Annotated in this window: 20 protein-coding genes; 5 read left to right on the plus strand and 15 right to left on the minus strand. The window is 45.0% G+C overall.

All coding sequences use genetic code 11. The features are described 5' to 3' along the window. Positions 1-45: 45 nt before the first annotated feature. From WC958_03820 to WC958_03865, 10 genes are all read right to left on the minus strand, one after another. Entirely contained in the window at positions 46-492 is a 447-nt protein-coding gene (locus tag WC958_03820) for a MarR family transcriptional regulator (GenBank protein MFA5629360.1), read from the minus strand. A gap of 1,132 nt (positions 493-1,624) precedes the next feature. Further along, on the minus strand, positions 1,625-2,158 hold the full coding sequence (locus WC958_03825; GenBank protein MFA5629361.1) for a methylated-DNA--[protein]-cysteine S-methyltransferase: 534 nt from the start codon (positions 2,156-2,158) through the stop codon (positions 1,625-1,627). Then, a complete protein-coding gene (locus WC958_03830) occupies positions 2,145-3,632 on the minus strand; it encodes an AlkA N-terminal domain-containing protein (GenBank protein ID MFA5629362.1) in 1,488 nt (495 codons plus the stop codon). The genes WC958_03825 and WC958_03830 overlap by 14 nt, the downstream gene beginning before the upstream one ends. A 143-nt stretch (positions 3,633-3,775) precedes the next feature. Beyond that, positions 3,776-4,579, minus strand: coding sequence for an ABC transporter ATP-binding protein (locus tag WC958_03835; GenBank protein ID MFA5629363.1), 804 nt, complete (start codon positions 4,577-4,579; stop codon positions 3,776-3,778). Then, positions 4,572-5,654 carry an iron ABC transporter permease gene (locus WC958_03840; protein ID MFA5629364.1) on the minus strand — a complete coding sequence of 361 codons (1,083 nt, stop codon included), beginning with the start codon at positions 5,652-5,654 and terminating at the stop codon, positions 4,572-4,574. The genes WC958_03835 and WC958_03840 overlap by 8 nt, the downstream gene beginning before the upstream one ends. A gap of 3 nt (positions 5,655-5,657) precedes the next feature. After that, positions 5,658-6,755, minus strand: coding sequence for an ABC transporter substrate-binding protein (locus WC958_03845; GenBank protein MFA5629365.1), 1,098 nt, complete (start codon positions 6,753-6,755; stop codon positions 5,658-5,660). 5 nt (positions 6,756-6,760) lie between these two features. Then, on the minus strand, positions 6,761-7,288 hold the full coding sequence (locus WC958_03850) for an FmdE family protein (protein ID MFA5629366.1): 528 nt from the start codon (positions 7,286-7,288) through the stop codon (positions 6,761-6,763). A 27-nt stretch (positions 7,289-7,315) separates the two neighbouring features. Beyond that, positions 7,316-7,849 carry a tRNA (N6-threonylcarbamoyladenosine(37)-N6)-methyltransferase TrmO gene (gene tsaA, locus WC958_03855; GenBank protein MFA5629367.1) on the minus strand — a complete coding sequence of 178 codons (534 nt, stop codon included), beginning with the start codon at positions 7,847-7,849 and terminating at the stop codon, positions 7,316-7,318. A 439-nt stretch (positions 7,850-8,288) separates the two neighbouring features. Next, positions 8,289-8,606 carry a zinc ribbon domain-containing protein gene (locus WC958_03860; GenBank protein MFA5629368.1) on the minus strand — a complete coding sequence of 106 codons (318 nt, stop codon included), beginning with the start codon at positions 8,604-8,606 and terminating at the stop codon, positions 8,289-8,291. Further along, entirely contained in the window at positions 8,607-10,502 is a 1,896-nt protein-coding gene (locus WC958_03865) for a hypothetical protein (GenBank protein ID MFA5629369.1), read from the minus strand. Between the two features lie 261 nt (positions 10,503-10,763). Here WC958_03865 and WC958_03870 point away from each other — a divergent pair, with 261 nt between their 5' ends. The 4 genes from WC958_03870 (at position 10,764) to WC958_03885 (ending at position 13,913) form a co-directional block, all read left to right on the plus strand. Then, positions 10,764-11,780, plus strand: coding sequence for a hypothetical protein (locus WC958_03870; GenBank protein ID MFA5629370.1), 1,017 nt, complete (start codon positions 10,764-10,766; stop codon positions 11,778-11,780). 182 nt (positions 11,781-11,962) lie between these two features. Beyond that, positions 11,963-12,715, plus strand: coding sequence for a DUF364 domain-containing protein (locus WC958_03875; protein MFA5629371.1), 753 nt, complete (start codon positions 11,963-11,965; stop codon positions 12,713-12,715). A 206-nt stretch (positions 12,716-12,921) separates the two neighbouring features. Further along, the gene (locus WC958_03880) at positions 12,922-13,575 is read left to right on the plus strand and encodes an AzlC family ABC transporter permease (protein ID MFA5629372.1); all 654 of its coding nucleotides are present in this window, start codon (positions 12,922-12,924) and stop codon (positions 13,573-13,575) included. Beyond that, complete coding sequence (locus WC958_03885) at positions 13,575-13,913, plus strand: AzlD domain-containing protein (GenBank protein MFA5629373.1); 339 nt, start codon at positions 13,575-13,577, stop codon at positions 13,911-13,913. Before WC958_03880 ends, WC958_03885 begins: the two co-directional genes overlap by 1 nt. Before the next feature lie 242 nt (positions 13,914-14,155). Here WC958_03885 and WC958_03890 read toward each other — a convergent pair whose 3' ends face one another. Next, the gene (locus WC958_03890; GenBank protein MFA5629374.1) at positions 14,156-14,449 is read right to left on the minus strand and encodes a zinc-ribbon domain containing protein; all 294 of its coding nucleotides are present in this window, start codon (positions 14,447-14,449) and stop codon (positions 14,156-14,158) included. Between the two features lie 226 nt (positions 14,450-14,675). On the opposite strand from WC958_03890, the gene WC958_03895 reads away from it, so the two are divergent. Beyond that, positions 14,676-16,004 (plus strand): NAD(P)/FAD-dependent oxidoreductase, encoded by a 1,329-nt coding sequence (locus WC958_03895; GenBank protein ID MFA5629375.1) that lies wholly within the window; start codon positions 14,676-14,678, stop codon positions 16,002-16,004. Between the two features lie 39 nt (positions 16,005-16,043). On the opposite strand, the gene WC958_03900 is transcribed toward WC958_03895, so the two are convergent. The 4 genes from WC958_03900 to WC958_03915 all read right to left on the minus strand — a co-directional run bounded on the left by WC958_03900 (position 16,044) and on the right by WC958_03915 (position 22,001). Next, positions 16,044-17,192 (minus strand): Fic family protein, encoded by a 1,149-nt coding sequence (locus WC958_03900; protein ID MFA5629376.1) that lies wholly within the window; start codon positions 17,190-17,192, stop codon positions 16,044-16,046. A 91-nt stretch (positions 17,193-17,283) separates the two neighbouring features. After that, a complete protein-coding gene (locus WC958_03905; GenBank protein MFA5629377.1) occupies positions 17,284-17,868 on the minus strand; it encodes a Maf family protein in 585 nt (194 codons plus the stop codon). A 9-nt stretch (positions 17,869-17,877) separates the two neighbouring features. Continuing rightward, positions 17,878-19,797, minus strand: coding sequence for an ABC-F family ATP-binding cassette domain-containing protein (locus tag WC958_03910; GenBank protein ID MFA5629378.1), 1,920 nt, complete (start codon positions 19,795-19,797; stop codon positions 17,878-17,880). A 143-nt stretch (positions 19,798-19,940) separates the two neighbouring features. After that, complete coding sequence (locus WC958_03915; protein MFA5629379.1) at positions 19,941-22,001, minus strand: MFS transporter; 2,061 nt, start codon at positions 21,999-22,001, stop codon at positions 19,941-19,943. Positions 22,002-22,168: the final 167 nt, after the last annotated feature.

Below are 22,168 nucleotides of genomic sequence, written 5' to 3' on the forward strand. Positions count from 1 at the left end.
GGAATCATTTCCTCTCATGAAATGGCATTGTTTTTCTTTTTTCGTCTAATCGGTTGATTTACCGTAAAAAAGATCGCTAAGATCAGTGAAAAAGCGTAATATCGCAGCTTGCTCATCGTCGCTGTAGTTCTTAAAAAAGGTCAGCCACTCTTGTCTGGCTTTGTTATGAATTTTTTCATGCTTGTCATAAACAGATTGCCCACTCTCAGTAAGCCGAAAATAAATTTCTTTGTTATTGTCCGGCTCCCGATAACTTTCGATTAAGCCCTTACTTATTAACCTTTTGTTAATTTTACTCACACCTGCCCGTGTTAAATCCATCTGTTCTGAAATTTTTGTTACATTCGGGCGGGCAATCGTACCAATATAGTCAATACAGTGCACTTCCGTAAGGCTGATTTCATCCAACAGGCCATCTTGATTATGCTGAAATACATCCGGATGTTCCTGTATTTTTATAAAAATGTCTAAGATTTTCAGAGCTTGATTCAAAATGTCCTCCTTTATTGTTAACAAGTTAACAATAGTAATTTACCACAATGTTTGTTAACATGTCAACAATAATTTTTTCAAATCCGCTGTGAATTGAAATGGTTTTGCCCTGTTTAGCCTGAGCCTGTCGCCCCGTAACGACAATCAAAAGATAAACTTTTCTTTGCGAGGAGCGAGCCTTCAGCAAATTACATGGCGCCCACTCCATCGTCTTTGCGAGGAGTGAGCCGTTAGGCGAACGACGTGGCAATCTCATTTTGTCATCCTGAATGAAATGAAGGATCTAAGAGGACAGGAAATATAGGCTATTAGATCTTTTCGGCGACAAAAAGAGAGGCAACGTCCTACCGTAAAATTTGCAACCGGATGCTACACTATCCTTTAACCCCTAGATTCTTCGGCAAGCTCAGAATGACAAATAGGAGGACTTCAGCCGTTCGTGGTGAGCTTGTCGAACCATAACGGCGAACGAGTAGCAATCCTAGTCTTCGCCCGTTCGTTTGACCCTTCGACAAGCTCAGGGCGAACGGGACGAAGATGTCATCCTGAATGAAATGAAGGATCTAAGAGGACAGGGAATCTAGGCGATTAGGTGAGCTCAGCAACAAAAAGAGGCAGCGTCTTACTGTAAAACCCACTACCGAACGCTGCGCTATCCTTTAACCCCTAGATTCTTCGGCAGGCTCAGAATGACAAGTTATAAACGTCTTTGCGGGGAGTGAGCGTTAGCGAACGACGTGGCAATCTCATTTTGTCATCCTGAATGAAATGAAGGATCTAAGAGGACAGGGAATCTAGGCGATTAGGTGACCTCAGAGTCAAAAAGAGGTAACGTCATACCCTAATGTAACCAAACAGTACACTATCCTTTAACCCTTAGATTCTTCGACAAGCTCAGAATGACAAGTTATAAATGTCTTTGCGAGGAAGGAGCGTTAGCGAACGACGTGGCAATCTTTAAAGATTTATATGAGATTCTTCGCTACGCACTGAAAGACAAGGTATATTTATTGGAGATTGCTTCGCCTTCCCTTTGGGAATGGTCTCGCAAAGACGGAGGAGTATTGCTTCGCTTACGCTCGCAAAGACATTAGAGGATTTATTAGGAAGCGGTCTCACAAAGGGAAAGTTTCTACTCTATCCCCGCTAAATCTACCTTCTCCAAGCGCAAAAGAAACACCTTCTTATCAAGCCCCCCCGCGTAACCGGTTAGGGTTCTATCCGATCCGATAACACGATGGCAAGGGATAATGATTGAAATCGGATTATGCCCCACCGCCCCACCAACCGCCTGAGCCGACATCGAAGCCAGATTACGTTCTTTGGCGATTTGTTTGGCGATTGCGCTGTAGGTGGTAAGCTCGCCGTAAGGTATCTCTAAAAGTATCTTCCAAACCGCCTCCTGAAAAGAAGTTCCTTTGGGGGCAAGTTGAAAAGTAAGCGAAGGATTGGCGCCTTTGAAATAGTCGCTAAGCCATGCCGTTAAATCTTTAAAGATCGGGAGTTCGGGTTTGTTACTCCAAATATTCGCACTTTGCGGATAATACTTTTGTTTATTAAACCATAATCCGGTCAGGCCATTTTCCGTTGCTGAAGCCGTAGCCGTTCCGAGCGGGGTTTCAATCTCACAAGTATAAATTAAATCCGTTGCGTTACTGTTTTTCATTTTGCGCCTCCGATTTAAGTGAATACCATAGGTTAACGGTAGCATAAGACCGCCAAGGTTTCCAATTTTGCGATAAATCTAAAATTTCTTTGGGGGAAAGCCCCGGTAAGGCAATTTTAACACCGTAATCGGTATGTGGGAAAGCATCCGGATGGCCAAAGATACGCATCGCAAAATACTGGAGTGTCCACGGGCCGATGCCTTTAATTTGCTTGAATTTTCCTAATTCTTCGAACGGATCGGCCCACTCGGCAAAAGAAGCCTTCCCATTTGCGAGGACCTCAGCCAAGCCTTGGATTGAACGTGAGCGGGAACCGATAATCCCCAAACTCCCCAGGCGGTCTTCAAGTGGCGGTTCTATTTTTAAAATCGCTTCAGGGGTCGGAAAAATAACGTTCAAATCTTCAAAAGGCGTTTCAATTTTTTCGCCGAAGGCATGAGCCAAGCGCATCGCCAGCGTTCTTGCTGCCTTAACGGTAACCTGCTGGCCTAAAATAGCACGAACAGCCGTTTCAAACGAATCAAAATGCCCCGGAATCCGCAAGCCCTCGTTACACTCCCCCTGTAAATGCTTTTTCAAAGCGCCCAGGTTCCCGTAAATCACTAACGGGTCGGCATCAAGGTCAAAAAGCTGCCTTATTTTATAAAGCAGTTTTGATAACACCGGTAACAGCGATACGGGAAGAGTAACCGATAGCGAATTAGTTTCGGGGCGGTTCGCAACCGCAATCCATCCCCGAAAAGCCGTGCCCCCTTTGGCAATACTTACCGTACGGTAATAGGTACCGTTTACAACTCTTTCAATCCCTGCAACCGCACGGTTATCCAAAAATTCAATCAGTTCGCCCCAATCATACGGCGGCCGATAACTTAACGATAGGGTAATTTCACCGTTTTTTGCGGCGTTTGTTTTTAACGTTTTTCGAAGGGAATCAACGGCCAGTTTATATTTATCTTGAAATGCCTCTTTTAAATCTTGTTCGCTCGCAAATCCTGCGGACAGCGCAATTTCATGCAAGGAGAGAGCGGTATCGGTTAAAAGACGTTTGGCAAGAAGCATTTTATGGGTTTGCCAATAGCGCTGCGGGGTAACCCCGTATTCGGCTACAAAGCTTTGCTCCAGATATTCGGTGCCGACATTAAGCCTTTCCGCCAAATCGTAAAGATCGCTGTCAAACTGCGCTTCGGTTTCTATAAACGCCACCGCCCTGCGAACGGTTAAGTTTTCCGAATGAAAATGGGGCGCAAGCTCGGGGCGGCATTTTAAACATGGGCGAAACCCCGCTTCCTCCGCCGCTGCCGCACTACGAAAAAACCGGCAATTTTCTTTTTGAGGCGTCTTAACGCGGCAAACCGGGCGGCAATAAATACCGGTGGAAGTTACCCCCACAAAAAACCGCCCGTCAAAACGAGGGTCGCGGTTACCCAGCATAGAATAGCAGTGATCGTTATTAAGCGCTAAATTATTGGTCATTAAATCCATTCTAGCATTAAGCGTCGATAAATTACAGGGGTTTTAGTTATACTTCAGTTTAAAATATGATAGGCAGAAGAAAATTGATTAGGTATTTCCGATTGTTGGAAACGATAAAGACTTAAAACCGTTATGGCGCGACCTTAGTCTGCGGGCTTTTCTTTGGCATTATCGTTTTCGACCGGCACATCGGGGAAGGGGACAATCACATTAACGCCCATATATTCGATAATATGAACGTGTATATTGTAAACTGCCTCAATGTTTTCAGGCGTTACGACTTCCATTCCGCCGTAAGCATAGACCTGCGAATCCTTTAAAAACAGGAAGCGGTCGCAATAACGGATAGCTAAGTTGAGATCATGGATTACAATTGCCACGCAGGTATCTTGCTCGGCGGCAATTTCCTTTACGATTCTAAGCACTTCGTGTTGATTGTGAGGGTCCAGGTTACTGGTCGGTTCATCAAGCATCAAAAGTTTCGGGTTCTGCGCCAAGGCTCGCGCCAGCATCACCCTTTGCAATTCCCCGCCCGAAAGCTCTGAAACATTCCGCAAAGCGAAATCTTGCAGCTTCATTTTTTCCATTATATCGCACACTATTTGGCGGTCCTCTGCCGTTTCATCCCATTTAATGTACGGTTTACGTCCCAGAAGCACCATATCAAAAACGGTCATCCCGATTGCGTTGTTATGTTGCGGAACATAAGCAATATTTTGGGCAATCGCATTACGGCTCATCGCAAGGATATTCTCTTTTTCCAGGAAAACCGCCCCTCTTTGAACGGGGCAAATACGGTCAATACATTTTAAAAGCGTACTTTTACCGGCGCCGTTATTGCCTAAAATAGCAATGCACCTGTTTTTTTGGATATCAAAGCTGATATCATCCAGGATATTTCCGGTGTTTTTATGATATGCGAAAGTGACTCCGTTTATCTCAATCATATGCCTTCATCCCTCTGAATAATAAGAACAGGAATAGGGGAGCCCCCAAAAATGATGTAATCGCCCCTATCGGAAGTATGACCGGCGCAATCACCAGCCTGCCAAACGTATCGGCCAGAATCAGAAGCAAGGCTCCGGCAACCGCGGAAGTCGGAATCAGGTAGCGGTAATCATTTCCGACAAAACGGCGCATTATATGCGGCGCAACAAGCCCCACAAAGCTGACAATCCCCACAAAAGATACGGCAACGGCGGCAATCAGTGTGCTGATGGACATACTTACAAGCATTACCGAGCGCGTATTAACACCTAAACTCTGGGCTGTATCGGTTCCGCTTACCATTGCATTGTAATTCCAGCGATTTAACAAAAAATAAATCATTGCCCCAACAAAGACAACTAACAGTATCAAAAGCTCCGGCCAGCCTGCCGCCCCCATATTGCCAAAGGTCCAAAAGACCACCGTACTGATTTTGGTTTCATCCGCAAAATATTGCAAAAGGGTCGTACCGCCAGCAAAAAGAGAACTTAAAGCAACACCGGCAAGGATAAGCCCTGCCGGCCCCAAATCCCTTTTTAACCTCGATAAAAGAATCACAACAACCGTTGATAACGAGCCGCACAAAAAGGCGCTTAGCGTTACAATATAAGGGTTATTGATTGTGATTGCGGTAGCGGCGGAACTGGTATTAACGACGCCGCCGCCGAAAACTATAATTCCCAACGCCGCGCCGAATGCGGCCCCCTGTGAAACACCCAGTGTTGAGGGCGAGGCCAGCGGGTTACGCAACACGCACTGCATTACGGCACCGGCAACCGCCAGAATTGCGCCAACCAATATTGATGCCACAACCCGAGGTAACCTGATATTCATAACAACCATATTGGAGAGATCCGAGCCTTGCCCGAACAGAACCTTGATTACTTCGGGGAGGGGGATATTCAGCGAGCCGGCACCGACCGCAAAAAAGGCCACCAGTACAGTTGCCAGAATTGCAACCGTAAAAGAAAGCCTTTTGCGCCTTACAAAAGCATCATATAATTGAAATTGTTGTGTAACGCGATTTTCTTTCATTCACTAATTTCCGATTGTAACTTTACCGTAACCGGCGCCGACTGCGACAAGTTCATCGAGGTAATTATCGACACCTAAAAAGAACTTAAATACCTCATTGGCCTTTGTTTCAAAATCAATATCCTTAAATTGTTCCGGATAAAGTAAGCTTGCCGCATAATAGGCATTTACAATCGGAATTTCAACGTTTGAATAATAGGAGGTTGAACTCGGATACTGATAGAGATTGCCATCTTTAACGGCAACCAGTTGAGCATAAAAATCAGGGTTTTTCCCGTAATCGGCATGCACCAAACCGACACCGCCACTATCAAAGAAAATATATTGCGGATTCCAAACGATAACTTTTTCTTTATCAATCAGAACACCGCTGGCTGTTTCGGATAGCCCTTCGGTAACATCGTTTGCCAAAATCGCTTGGAATACGGCGTATTTGGTATAAACCCCTTCTATCCCGTGAGCGCCTTTAAAGGTTGCGGCAGCCCCCAACACGGTGGGTTTATCGGCATCAGCTATCGCCGAAGCCCTGGCTTTTAAGTCCGCCAATGAATTATTGATGTAATTAATTACATCTTCCGCTCTATCACTGACTCCGCAGACATCTCCGATTATGCGCAGCGCTTGTTCATAGTCTTTCCCAAACAATTCACCCTGCGGGACAATTACAACGGGGGTTCCCGTTTTAGTTTGGATTTCATCCGCCAGTTCTTTGGGATATGAACAAATTATTACATCGGGGTTAACGCCAATGATTTCCTCCGGGTAATAAGCCGTTGCACCGGCTGAATCCGTACCGACAATCGGTACATTAGCCCATGTTTCTCTGTTGGCATAGGCATAAGCAGTTACGGGAGTCGCTTTTGTCGGATCCGAGCCGCTGTAACCGACTACTTTATCTGATAAACCGAGATAGGTAACCATACGAGGGGCATTCCCGAGCGGTACAATCCTTTCAACCTTTAAGGGAATTTCCACTGTCCGACCGGCGCTGTCGGTAATCGGTCTTGTTTCATCGGCTCCGTTTCCTCCGTTACCGGCACAGCCGACAAACCCTCCGAGTACGATTAGAATTGATAAAATAAATGCTGTTATTTTTTTCATTTGAACTACCAACCTCTATTATAATCTTTATTGCAACTGATACAAACGGCTTCGCCGTCCTGAAAACGCATTTGGAATTCCGCCGCATTCTCACCGCACACGGAGCATGTCAGGCTTTTAAAAAGCCTGGCCCTTTCCGGCAGCTCAAATTGGGGTTCGGAAAAGCTAAAGATTTCATCAACGGGCGCTTGCAAGAGGTATTCTTTCCAATCGTTGCGGTCTATTTCGTCTTTTCTGGAAACCTTTAAATAAACCCGCATTTTTTGACCGTCAGCACGATTATAAAAGGAAAACGCCTGCTTCCCGGTACCGCAGTAGATTAGATTACCTTTGCCGAAGGTACAACTTAAAAGGGCTTGCACGGCATCCACCCCACAGGCATCATTTTCGGTAATGCAGACTATTTGTTCGTCATCCGACACGCCAATACCCATTTTCTCAAACGCTGCCTCGCAGGCCTTAAAGCCAATCGCCAGCCCCGGACACTCGTGCCCGTGAAACGCCACCGCTTTTTCCCATAACTTTTTATTCATGTGGTTATCCTTCCTTTTAATCGGGTTTTATTTTATAAGTTCTTTCATTTTTTTATGCCATTCAGGGGTTCTTATTTCGTCGCCGCTGTTTTCCGGCACAAAACTTTTAATATCCAATACAGGGCTGCCGTTAACGGCATCAAGGCCGGTTACCTTCAGAATGTTGCCGTTTCGCTCCAACAAACGCACGGGGGTAACCAAAATTCCGTTTGGCCTTTTCGGGCTGTGAGTCGCAAAAATGCCGACCTCGGGGAAATCTTCTTGATTTCCAAACGGGAAAACGCGTGTTCCCATTTGTTCTTCTTGCGGAATTAAGTGCGCCCAATAGAGAATCATCAGATGTGAAAATTCTTCAGTGCCGCTAAGCATATCCGCATATTCGGGAAGGACCTCAATTTCGGAGACCGTTTCTTTTTGCTCACGCATTTTTTTAACCCTCTCCTGCCAGGATAGGGTTTGCATTCCTTTTGAATGAACCGGCTTTTGGATTTGGTTAGATACAAAACCAATCGGTTTTAGTTGTATGCATTCGGGCGCCGCAGTATCTTTTTCAACATCCATTTTTATTGAAACCTCCGGATATTTATTTAATCTCTTAACTATTATATGCAATTGCGAATCCTTGCATTATAAAAAATAAATCCGCGCTTATTTTTGTTATTAGCTACGGACGCGATTGAACACTCTCGGACTTTTAGCAGAAGGCGATGATAAACATCCGCAAAAAATTCTTTAAACCTACTTATAACCCATTTTAGAATCTAACCATCTTCGATTTTCTATATTGTTGCATACAATTGCATTTAGGTAATTATCTTATTGCAACAACTTGCAATAATGTACAACAAAGCTGATACTGCTGTCAAGTGAATTGATAAAAGGATTTTAATGAGGCCTTTTTAGGCATAAGATTTTCATAAAGAGGCCTAAAAAACTAACTGCCCGACTTAATTACCGGGCAGTTAATCCGAAAACATTTTTTAGCTGTATTTAAATAAGTTTACAATTTATTGCCGCAATTTTCACAAAACTTCATTCCGGCTTCAAACGGTTCTCCGCACTGTTGGCATTTTAATTCAATCGGCTTATTATTAAGAAGATCCACCAATACGGCAGCCGCTTCCGGCTTCTTATCATTGGCCTCGGAATCGTTTAAGATAACAAGCGCCCGGCATATTTGCAACGGGGGAACCGTATTTAGCGGGTTGACCCTGTTTATTTTCTTTAATGCGGAGGAAGCAAATTCGGCATTTTTTTCGATTTGAACCGTAGTTTGCAATAACTTGCGGGCAATCTCGTCATTTGTCTGATAGTACATCTACCTTACCTCCTGTGCCTTCATTTGGTTAACTTGCTCAGCTGTATAAGAGGTAGTTTCTCCGCTTACATTTTTAACCGTAACCGACCCGTCCTGTGCCAAATCAAGCCTGTTACCCTGGGCATCCACTACTGAACTGCTGCCGTCAACATTTGCCGACCAAGCTGTTCCTTCGGGGCTGACATAGGTAGCGCTGCCGTCCGCATCCTGTTTTAGCACACTGCCGTCGAAGCCTTTTATTTCCCCTGTCCCGTCCGGCTTAAATGTCCCCGAATTGCCGGTACTGTCTTTGATTTGGACAGTTCCGTTTTTATTTGTTTTAAGATCGTAGGTAACTCCTTTATCGTCCGTAACATGACAATCGGTCAGGTTCCCTTCGGCATCCGTATTAAAAAACGAGCCGTCGGCAAATTTTGCTCTTAATCCATCGGCATCAACGGTCAGTTTGTCGCCTGCGGCGGTTACCCCTTCCATGCTCCCGTCGGGCTTAACCGTAAGGGAATTGCCTCCTTCATCGGTTATTGAGCCCGAAAGATTACCGTCTTTATCAATATTAATTGTCCCATATTGGGTTTGATAAGTACCCGACCCATCGCCGTTTAAGGCAATAACGTCTCCATTAGCCGCAGTTATACTGCCCTCGGGGAAACCGTCCTCAGGAATATGCAAACTGCCGCCCCACCCCGAAACTATATCCATACTGCCATCTTCATTATTGGTAATCGTGCTTCGGGTTCCGTCAGCAGTTATTCTCTCAAAGTCGCCGTTGGGATGATGAATTTCAGAACCTTCAATCGGATCCCAAATATTTGCCGAACCGTCAGGATAATAGACCGCCCTGCCGCCGTTGGGGCTTTCGATATATTGCGTGCCGTCCGGAGATAAAGTGCCGACGGTTCCGTCCGGCGCTCTTTTGGTAACCGTACCGTTCGGATGACGTTGTACGATTGTACCCGGTTCGTCTCTGGGATCGGTTGAGATTTCCGGTAAATAAGAGGCTTGGCTTCCTCCGTATCCTCCGGCGCTATCAACGCCGCTAACAATCACGGCGCCGCCGACAGCGGCGACAGCCCCGGAAATAACAGCGGCAATCGCATGATGGGTATATCCAAAAACAATTGAATCAACAAAACCTTGCCCAAGAGCGTACAAATCCACCGCACCTAACTTGCTTGCAATTCCGACCGCCAAAACCGCGGGCACCAAACTATAAAATCCGCTCGGATTGTAATTTAAGACCGGTGCGGGTTTTAAATAACGAGCCAAGAAATTGTTCAAAACAACCAGTAAAAGCCCAATCCATGTCATATAATAACCGACACTAAAAATCCCGATATTAAAACGGAATCTAAAATCGCCGCCGAAAATTGATGCGATAGTCGGCGAAAGTGTAAACAGCAACAAGCCCGAAAGCGCCAGTATGAAATTGCGTTTGCGGTCGAGCTTCATTCCGCCCCAAAACATCAAAATAATGCTTACAATTACAATCAAAACAATCCCCGGGAAGGCATTGGTTGGCATTGAAAACAGATTTTGCGGTTTAAGAATCACGATGCTCAGATATTTGGGGAGGGTATCCGGTGAATGTCCGGTCGGCAAGAAAAGGGAATTTGCCACCGGCAAAAGGAAAACCATAAAGAAACAAATCTTGGCAACAATCGGGGTAATGAACGAAACCAAAGATTGCCACGGGGTAAATTGAATCGGCAGCCTGTTAAGCAGCTTTAGAATTGCAAACCCTAAAACGGTTGCCATAATAAGACCGACCGCGCCGTTAATGGCCGCGCCAAAGAGAATACCCGCAAGGATTGTAATCAGGAGGGGAATCCCATCCTTAGTGATTAACCACTTCAGACGACTCTTAAGTGATTGGACCATATTTTCAAAGTTTATCATCACCGGCTCTCCTTAAATAGTTATTCCAAGGTAAAAAGTTAAGCTGGCATTTCGTTTGAGGATATCATAAAAGAAAAATGATAGCAATACATTCAGGGTCTTATTTTACAAAAAATCAAGCCTTATGCTCCCTCTAAACAAATTAAACCTCGGAATTTTTAGGGGAAGAATCCGGTGTTTATACGGAAAAAGCCTTGATATCTATTGACACCGCCGGATTGCTAAACTAATATTCAAACAGGGGGATAAGGAGGTAAGTTTATGAACAAGTTTGATACTGTTTTTAACAAAAAAGACATACCATCCCACTGGGAAGTAATTTCCCGTTCCGACAGCGGGCGGCAACTCACCGTAAGGCTGGGGCATATAAACCCGGGAACCTATGCCGATAAGCTAATGGCCTCCGGCGGCACCCACGTTGATGAAAACGGCAACGCAATAGTTGTCCACGGCATCTCTGTACCCGTTACAATGACCCGTTTTTTTGATGCCATGATGGAACTTGCTCAAAGCGGAATGATCCCTGCCCTTAAACCGAGTGACATTTTAGCAACAAGAACTATGTACAACAAAATGCGTGATGAAAAATTCGATCTTGAACTGGCTGTGAGTATCGGCGATTACGGCAGTGAAGCGGCGGCCGAAGAGGCGTTGGAGAACCTAAACCCCACTCGCACCATGACAATCAGCGGCAGAAATATGCTTGATATTCTGAACGATCCGCAAATAAGGGAGCATATGACCGAAGAGCAATTAAAGATAATCGCCGGTCTTCCCGGTCAGTTGGCTCAAGTGCAAAGCGATATTAAATCGCAAAGCGGTTTGAGTTACTATCGGGATTCCTTCCTTGGCTATCCCGTTCTGGTTTTTGAAAAGGAAAACCTTATCCCTCAAAAGCCCGTTAAACCCCAAACCGCATCCTCTCAAAAAAAGCGCAAGCCGGCAGGCGGAGGGTTCGACAGTATGGCAATCGCAAGGCCAAAGACAGCGCCGCCTCCCGAAAAGCTAATCAATTACCTCGGACTCAAAGTCGGTAACTACCTGATAACCGGTTCGTTATTGTGCAATATCCCCTGCTGCCCTAAAGGCACGGAGTATTGCCACTCATTAACAAAACACGATGAAAAAGTGGAGCATTCTACCGAAGACGGGCATACCTATACAACCACGCATTGGCTGCCGGTGGCAAGCACTCTGGCTGCAGAAGGCTACATTAACCGTGAAGAAGTTACCGCCATGATACAAACTATTATTAACCAATTAAAGGCATTAAACTAACGGTTACTTCGATTATTTTATACGCTGCAAATCTCTATACGGGGATATCGGTTAATTACAGTTGCCGACGTTACCACAACCTATTAGGATAAATTCCGTTACGTAATATTGACCTAGATATATTGCACGTGTTATAAATTGTTTTAATTCCGCCATAATAATATAAGGGGTAAAAAAACAATATGAAAAACTCAATCCAAGCAAGAATAATTAACGCCTTAAAACAGGGTTCAGAAGGTGTTGGAGTAACTGATGTTCGTATCGGGCTGGGGTATACCTGTGTTAAGCTTGATAACGGCAACTTGGGGCTGGCATGGACTGCTCAAAACACAAGCGGCAGCTGCACCCATGAAAACAGAGCCGGTAAACTGGCCGGCAGCTCCGCCTCGGAACTTTTGGAATCGTTAGTGGATAACGCCAAACCCCTCTCGCGAACAATCGGCTTGGCAACCGCCAACGCATTGATTTCCGGCTTGCCGCGCCCGCAAACAGCGGAAGAAGACATTCTGGATTTAGTGGGTGTCACAGCGGATGACAAGGTGGCAATGGTTGGGTTTTTCGGGCCAATAATCGTTAAGCTAAAGAAAATAGGATGCAAACTCGATATCCTGGAATTAAAAAACGACAGGCCGGGAACCGTTTCGCCAGAAGACGGGCAAACAGCGCTTTCGAATTGCAGCGTGGCAATTATCACCGCAACCTCTATTATCACGAACACTTTTGACGATTTAGTCGGCAGACTCAATAATCCGCGGGCCGTAATCGTTCTTGGGCCGTCAACGCCAATGTACCCGCAGGTTTTTGCAAATACACCGGTAACACACTTGGCAGGTTCTTTGGTTAAAGATGCAGCGATGGCAGCAAAGGTTGTCTCCGAAGGCGGCGGAACGATGCTGCTTAGACCTTATCTGGATTTTAGAACAATCTGCCTTTAAACGGACAGTCGATCAATTCGGGTAAACGATTGCGCAGACAACGCCGTAACCTTGGGATATCAGTTTATCTGTACATGCATTCAGTGCTATAATCATGAATTGTATCGGCTTTAGTCTCTAAGCTTGAAATGCCGAGTTATAATTTTTGAGGTTTTGGGGAAATTAGCAAAAACGTAGCATTTGCCTTCAAAAAGATTACCCCGATTATATTCGGATATATTTTCCTGGGGATTGGCTTCGGTATCCTCTTGCAGGAAGCGGGATACAACGTGCTGTGGGCGCTTTTTGGCAGTCTCTTTATTTATGCCGGATCAATCCAATACTTAATGATACCGCTGCTTGTTACCGGCGCCCCGATTCTAACTGTTGCCGTGATGACCTTACTGATTAACTCCCGTCATATTTTTTACGGTATCGGTTTTATTGACCAATTTCGCGGGATGGGGCGGAAATATCCCTACATGGTTTTAGCACTTACCGATGAAACTTATGTTTTGTTAAGCACATGTAAATATCCTCCGGAAGTTGACCGCGATAAAGCCGCTTTTTACATTTCCTTATTCAATCACGGTTGGTGGATTTTCGGCTCCGTATTGGGTGTTTTAATAGGCACGCTGATTCCTTTTGATATGACCGGCATTGATTTCTGCATGACGGCTTTATTTGTTGTTCTGCTTACAAACCATATCAAACAAACCAAAAAATTAATTCCGGTTGTGATTGGCATAATTTCTGCTTTATTGTTTTTGCTGTTATTGGGCCCCGCCAATTTTATACTGCCGTCGCTGTGTTTAACGGTAGTTTTACTGGCACTGTTTAAAAACCGCATCGATCTAAGAAAAGAAGGGGCAGTATCGTAATGAGCGTTTCGGTGTGGTATGCCATCGCGGTTTTTGCAACAGTTGCGGTTTGTACTTGGGTAACCAGAGCACTGCCTTTTATGGTCTTTGGCAACAAAAAAGAACTGCCGCCGTTTGTAACCTACCTCGGGAAAGTTTTACCCGGCGCCATAATGGCAACGCTTGTAATTTATTGTTTAAGAGCAATTGATTTAACGCGATTCCCCTTTGGGCTGGCAGAGCTGATTTCGGTTGCCTTTGTTGTTGTCGTTCATTTATGGAGAAAGAACATGTTTTGGAGTATCGGCGGCGGAACCTTATGCTATATGATTTTAATCCGCACCGTTTTTCCTTTTTAGGATAAAATAAGACCCTTATATTACTGTATTATCTGAGCCTCCCACCAATTGTTCTTCTATATTCTTGATTTCATTTGCGGCTTCTTCGCCGTTTAGCGATTGGGATTAGTCATAAAGATAGTTACAACAAAATATTTGACTTGTTCGCCGCAACCATCTTGGATTTTGAACTCAGGCCTATGTAATAAAAAAGGCGGGCTCTAACAGAGCCCGCCTTTTCAAACTTTTTCAAAGCCGATAATTTAGCGGCCTATTTTTCTGTAGCAATCGCTGCAATAGACCGGCTTGTCACCGCGCGGTTGGAAAGGAACTTCGGTGGTTTGGCCGCAGCTGCCGCAAGTAGCGGGGTACATACGACGTGCCGAAGAAAAGTTTCCGCCTCCGCCGCGTTCGTTCTTCCTTGCCTGACGGCACGACTGACAACGCTTGGGCTCATTGGTATAACCCTTTGACTGGAAAAATTCTTGATCTTCAGCGCTGAAAGTAAACGTGACACCGCAGTCGGAACACTGGATTGTTTTGTCCTTGAAACTCATTGAATGACCTCCTCTTTTAAAATTTTTAGTTCAGAGTTTGAGTCATCCAATGGGGAGGAGAATATACCTTGATTCTGAATTCCTGTAATAACTTCAACTTAAACTACTACCCTAATTTTATAATAAGTTTGAAATTTTTGCAAAATCGTTTTGAAAAGGGGAAAAATAAAGCTGCATGAGGCCCGGCCTTGTTACGGCGGCCAAAAATCTGTAAACTGATATTCCTATGGATACTAATCAAATCATTGTTATCGGGGGCGGAGCCGGCGGGTTATTGGCGGCTGCCGGAGCGGCTGAAGAAGGAGCAAAAGTTCTTTTATTGGAAAAGACCTCTGCCATCGGCAATAAAATCCTAATTAGCGGAAAGACACGCTGTAATATAACCAATTCTAAAGAAGTCAGTGATTTTATCCCGATGTTCGGCAGTAACGGCAGGTTCCTTTACAATGCCTTTAGTAAATTTTTCAGAGACGAACTGCTGGCAATCTTGAAACGTTACGGCGTCGAAACAAAAACGGAACGCGGAGGGAGAATATTCCCCGTTTCCGATAGCGCCGAAGACGTTGTAAAAGCGCTTGGAAGATATAATTCTGATAACAATGTCAGCTTGCAAACAAACGCCAAAGTAATCGAAATTATGACCGACGGGGAGCAAATAACAGGCGTAAAAACCGAAACACGGGAATATCCGGCCAAGGCGGTAATTATTGCCGCCGGCGGGTCATCGTTTCCGGGAACCGGTTCAACGGGAGACGGTTACAGATTGGCAAAATCCTTAAACCATACAATTGTTCCCCTGCGGCCGGCGCTGGTTCCTTTGGTAACCGAAGAAATCGAACTGGCTAAAAGCATGCAAGGGGTAACATTAAAAAATGTGCGCCTGACCGCTTACAGTTGCAAATCGGACGATATAGACCCTTCAATTGCTCCAACCAAAGACTGCGGACGCGGAATAGCGGGGAAAAGCCCCAAAGCGCCGATTATCGAAAGCCGCATGGGCGATATGATGATGACTCATTTCGGTATCGGCGGACCGATTACCCTTTTAATGAGTTTATCCGTTACCGAGGCATTGGAAAAAGGACCCGTCAGCGTAATGATTGATTTAAAACCGGCGCTTAGCTTTAAGGAACTAAGCGCAAGATTACAGCGTGATTTTAATACCTATTCAAAACGCAGTTTCCGCAATATTCTCAAAGAGCTCCTGCCTCAGAAGCTGGTTGAACCGTTTGTTGTGATGTCGCATATCGACCCCGAAAAATGTGGAAATCAAATTAACGCCGCCGAAAGAGAACGCTTGCTGTTACTTTTAAAATCCCTGCGTTTTAATATCAAATCAACACTGCCGCTTACGTCTGCAATGGTTACCGCAGGCGGGGTATCGCTTAAAGAAATCGACCCCAAAACAATGGGGTCAAAACTGGTAAAGGGTTTGTTTTTTTGCGGTGAGGTAATGGATATTGATGCCGAAACCGGCGGTTACAACTTGCAAGCCGCCTTTTCAACCGGATACGTAGCGGGTAAAAGCGCCGCCTCTTTTGTAAAGGGAATTTAGAAACTGTTGATGCCGCCGATTTTTGTAAAAATGTGCTTTTTAATTCTTATCGCTAAAGATATCTAAATATTCTTTGTAAACATAAGTTTGACCGTATTTTTGATCCTCATCTGTCGGTAAAAGGATTCCCTTTTCAATAAAACGGTCAATTACTCTCTGCGCCCCGGCACGTGTGAATCCGGTCCATTTTTGAACGGTTGCAACATCAACAATCGGCTGTGCATATAACTTTGGCAATATCATTGATGCGCTCTCCGCGGCTCTTTTACTCATCGCGCCGACGATATTAATATCTTTTTCGCGCAGGGCAGTAATCCTTTCGACGATTTCAATAGCTTCATTGGCAATCTCGATTACACCGTCAAGAAAAAAATCCAACCATGCCGAAACATAGCCATCATGATAAGCCGCCAGCTTTTGATAATAAACATTTTGATTTCGTCTAAAATAAGACGACAAAAATAATACCGGTTTTTTAAGAAATTTTTCCTGCCACAAATAAAAGGGGATTAAGATTCTGCCTGTTCTGCCGTTACCGTCAAGAAACGGATGAATAGTTTCAAATTGTGCATGAATTAATCCCGATTTGCTAATAACCGGAAGATTATCTTTTGTATGGATAAATCGCTCCAAATCCGAAAGCGCAGGCATAAGGGCATCTACCGGCGGCGGAACAAACCCGGCATTATCGGGGCGGCTGCCGCCAATCCAATTTTGGCTCTTACGAAATTCGCCGGGAGACGGATTTTGCGAAATCCTTGCCTCGGTCATCAATTCCTTGTGCAGTTCACGAATAAACCGCAGTGAAATCGGGAAGTTATCTTCAGATAAGCGGTTCATGCCGTAGTTTAATGTCTTAATGTAATGGAGGATATCATCCACATCGGGCGGGGTTTTATCGGTTATTTTAATCACGGCCTCAATAGCATCGGCCATCGTAGCTTTTGTTCCCTCAATTTGACTCGAAGAAGCCGCATCTTTACGCTGATACATCAAAAGTAAAAAGTCCGAATCCGGTAACAGTTTAGTAATACCATCCAGCTTTCCGACAAGACGAGTGGCGATATTATCTTTGTTCAAGATTGATAAATCCAAATCAAAACCGTTAGGCGGCGGGAAAGGATTGGGGATAAAAGCCTTAAAACCAGCCGGTTGCCTGATTAATTTCCCGAGTTCAATTTTCTTCATTTTTGTATACATTTCCATAAAACTTGTATACAAAGTATATCAGTTTGTATACATTTGTCAATAGATGTATACAAACTTTTTGAGGTTTGAATCAAAACAGACGAATCCCGAATTCACGCAGGGTATTAGCCAGTGCATAAATCGGCAGCCCGACGACATTAAAATAATCGCCCTCGATTTTTTCGACAATTAACGCACCCAACCCTTGAATTGCGTATGCCCCGGCCTTATCAAGCGGTTCTCCCGTCTTTGCGTAAGCATCAATTTCCGCGGATGTCAGTTTTTTAATATAAACCTTAGTTTCAACCGCAGCGGATAATGTTTTAGCGGTTGCGGTATCCGTAACGGTAAACCCCGTAATTACAAAATGATGCCTGCCGCTTAGCCGCGCAAGCATAGTGCGCGCTTCCGCAGGGCTTTTAGGCTTGCCGATTATCTGCCCGTCAAGAACCCCAAAGGTGTCCGCCCCGATAATAACGGCATCCTGGTATTTTTCGGCAATCGCCGTAACTTTGCGCAGCGACAATTCTATCGCCAATTTATGCGAATCGGGCTCCCGGCATATTTCCTCATTAAAACCACTGCCGTCAACCTCAAAGCGCAGCCCGATATTTTCCAAAAGCTCTTTCCTGCGAGGGGATGATGAGGCCAATATTATTCTTCTTTCGTTATCCATACTTTAATATTACTGCAGAGCACGAATCGCCTCCGCCAACTCCTGTTTCATGGTTTCGTCCTGGAGGCTTAACCCCTCCCAGCGCGCTTCCAACGCCTTAATGCGCGCCAGAACCTGTTGATGTCTGGAAGTAGCCTCTACCATCGCCGCACCGTCATTGTAGCTTGTCTGGTCGGCATAAAGGGATTCAATCTTGTTTTTTTCAGCCTCTAATTGCGCTATTTCGTTTTCAACCTTTTCAATTTCGGCTTTTAAAGGCTTGGATTTACGAAAATAATCGTTGCGAAGCGTTGCTTCTTTATTTTTACGCTGCTTTGCGTCACTAAACACAGGCTTGGGCTTACAAACCGGAGAATTCTCGCCCGGTACCTCATTTTCTTTCTTTTTCTCGGTATAGTAATCGTAATCTCCCAAATAAAACGAAAGTACACCGTTTCTGACTTCGATAATCTTATTGGCAACCTGATTAATCAGCAGGCGGTCATGTGTAATAAAACATAGTGTCCCGTCGTATTCTTCGAGCGCATCCGTAAGAACCTCGCGCGAAGCAATATCAAGATGGTTGGTCGGCTCGTCCATTAAGATAAAATTGGCCGGCTTTAAAAGCATTTTTGCAATTGCAAGACGCGCTTTTTCACCGCCGGAAAGGACAGATACCGTTTTGAATGCGTCATCACCGCTAAAAAGAAAGGCCCCCAAAAGCGAACGCAGCTCCCGGTCGGTTGCCTCGGGTGAAACCCTGCGCAGTTCGGATAATAAATCATTTGCCGGATTTAAAAGCTCCAACTGGTGTTGCGCATAATAAGTTGTTTCCGTTTTATGCCCCAAAACCCGTTCGCCCTTTTCAAATGGCAGCACCCCGGCAAGAATTTTTAAAAGGGTTGTCTTACCGGCACCGTTGGGGCCAACCAAAGCCACTTTATCCCCGCGTTCGATTGTTAGATTCATCCCTGCGTAAATTACCTTTTCACCGTACGCTTTATGCAAGTTTTTTAAGTTAATCACTTCCCGCCCGCTCGGCTCGGTTTCGGCGAAATTAAAGTTTACTCTTTTGGTTATGCGGGGGACTTCAATCAGTTCCGTTTTAGCCAGCAGCTTTAGACGGCTTTGTACTTGCCTGGCTTTGGTAGCTTTATAGCGAAAACGATCAACAAACTCCATTTGCTTAGCGATTTTCTTTTCCTGTCTTTCGGCGGCGGCTTCCAGTTTTTGAGCCTCTTTGTCACGCATTTCAATATAGCCGTTATAGTTTCCGTTAAAGCAAACTGGCTTGCCGTTTTCAATCGCCAAAATCTTATTGGTAACCTTATTCAAAAAAAGCCGGTCGTGTGATGTTAAAAGAACCGCGCCGTCGTAGCGTAAAAGATAATTTTCAAACCAGATGCACGACTCCAAATCAAGATGATTGGTGGGTTCGTCCAAAAGGAGGAGATCCGGGTTGACCGCCAACAATTTTGCCAGCGAAGCGCGCATTAACCAACCGCCGCTAAATTCTTTTAAAGGCCGCCCAAAATCATTTTCGGAAAAACCGAGCCCGCAGAGGATGGCCTTGGCACGGTATTCAACATCGTTCTCGCCCAGAATCTCAAAACGGTGCTGCAATTCCCCCAATTCCGCCAGCAAGGACATTTTTTCATCGTCTGCAAGGAGCTGCTCCAGCTTAGAAACTATTGTATCAATCCGCTCTTGAATTGCCTTTGTTTTTTCACAGGCAACGGCGACTTCATCCAATAAAAGCTTGTCGGAAAAAGGCTCCACTTCCTGCCGCAAATAACCGATTGTGGTTCCTTTTTTGCGAGTGATTAAACCTTCATCGGGGGTCACATTACCGGATATAATTTCAAAAAGGGTTGTTTTGCCCGAACCGTTAGGGCCAAGGACGGCAACACGGTCGCTTTCGCCAACACTAAGCGTCAAACCCGCAAACAATGTGCGTAAACCGAACGATTTTGAAATTTCGAAAATACTTAGCATGTTTACCTAAAAATTTATTGCGAAAACTTTAGTAAATTATACAATCCGAACGCCTGTTGGGGGAAATCGAAGCATGGAATTATCTTAACATAACGACATTATTCGACTCCTTCTTTGGCTGAAGAAGTCTCCTCGGGCGGCAAGGCATTTTTTACCTCGGCAAGCGCCTCGGGGCTGATTGTTTCCGCAGCCTGTAAAGTACCCTCGGTCGCTTTTGTAACCGCTTCATCTTTCGACAAGTTCACCTGCTTTGAAACCTTGACCGCCGCCTCAACGGTTCTACGGGTCGCGGTTGCCAAATCACAGCACGTCTCGGAAGCACCTTCTATAATCCCTTGGCTTGCCCCGATAATTGCATCCTCGGGGGCAACGCCGGCATCGGTCATAACCTTAATAACGCTTGTTACAATCGCCTTTTCTATTTTGCCGACATCCTCCGGAGTCTCTTCAATGGCATGCATCGCTCCGCGCGCAACCTGTCTGGAAATTTCCATTCCGTGCTTTTTCATATCTTCCGGGGATTGCGGAAGGACAGAGATATCCCTTTCAAAAGCCCTTGTCAATCTCTGAGTCAACCTTTTACCTTGTAATGCCGTAACGGTAGCCATTCTGGCAATTTCCGCTATTTGAAAAACGGTAACGCCCAAGGCCACATCCAACCCCGGAATTCCAATTCGCCTTACTTGGTTAAAAGGAAAATTACTAAATGTCATCGGGGCGGGAGCGGAACTCATATGGCTCGTGAAGTCCCGTGACGGATTTAAAAGTGAATTTAAAACGATTTCGCTGCCAACCTCGCCCTCTTCCTTTAAAGAAGCCAGTAAGCCAATAACGGCTAAACCCGCAATAAAGGCCAGCAAAAACAGGAAATCCAATCCGTTCAGCACTAAAATCGGGAACTCCGCCATGCTGCCGTTACTAATCCATGTTATGTTAAGGTTTAAATGCCTTGTTGCAAAAAAGCCGGCTAATAAACTGCCAAAGAGCGGTCCGACTCCGATACCGAGATTGGTGGCTACGGAAGCACTGGCAAGATAGGAAGCGGCCTGACCGGCAGGCGCCAACTTCAAACCGATTGTGCTGACGGTAAGGTTAACTCCGGCCATCGCGATTCCCGCAAATATATGCAAAACCACAAGCAAGGGCATGGTTAAGAAATATTTATCGGGCATTGCCGTAAACATCCAGCCGAAAATCACCAATAAATAAAGGGATGCGCACATATATAAAATAACTTTATTACCGAAACGATCCACAAAGCTGCCCCAAACCCGAAGGAAAATAACGCTAAAGAGCTGGCTTGTGATACTCAGCCCGATAACCCAATAAAGAGGCAAACCCAGATATGTCAGCATATAGACGGCAAAAAAGGGAATCGCCAGGTTTGAAGCGATATTCCAAAACAATAAAAAAGAGACCAGTTTTTTGAAGTTTTTGTCTCGCAAAGGCGCGATAAGCCTTTCTTTCAAAGAAACCGAATCCTTTTCTACCGGCTGCATCATCGGCTCCGGCATTAATGACATAAACACCGGGCAAGACAAGCCCAAAAATACGGTGCCAAATAAAAGAACCCAAGTATAAGCCAACGCGATATTACCGGTAGAAGATAAACCGGACCAATAATCGACAAAAAAGGCCGCACCCAAACTGAATATCGCACTAACTATCCCCGCAAGGGCCAACCTTCTGCCAAAAAAACGGCCAAGGATTGATTGAGGCACAAGGTCGCGAATCCAACTGTTCCACGCTGAATTGGTAAATGCTCGCAGCAAGCCGTTTATTACCAATAGCCCAAGTAACAAATAGACCGCTTCCGCACTGGGGGTAACCATAAATAAGGGAATCAGCGCAACCGGAATCCAGACAAGCTGCGCCAGCAGATATGACGGGACAACAATCGCTTTACGTTTTCTGAACTTCTCAACCAGTAAAATCGTAACGCTTTGGAAACTTTGCATCAGAAACGGAATTGAGGCCATTATACCGATCTGGGGAACACTTGCGCCAAGAGCCAAGGCATACGCCGCCAGGATACCGCTGGTAGTAATGCTATTAAAGCTCAGTGCCGCAACGCCTTCCAGAGTTAACCAGCGCAGCCCTGATTTAATATCTTGCTCGGATATCGTAGGCTTCGGATTTAAAAAACTAAATATTTTCATAAAAATAAAATGCTATACCGCACCAACAATTTTATCAACTTATAAAACGGCCGACCTAACACAAAAATTCACACCGGCAAAGGGCAAACCCTATAAAAATAAATACCGTAAAAAACAATTTTCAAAACTTTCAATAAAACAAAGAAACTGCCGTAAAGTTAGCCGAA

It is taken from the genome of Dehalococcoidales bacterium, from assembly GCA_041656115.1.
Classification (GTDB): Bacteria; Chloroflexota; Dehalococcoidia; order Dehalococcoidales; family UBA5627; genus UBA5627.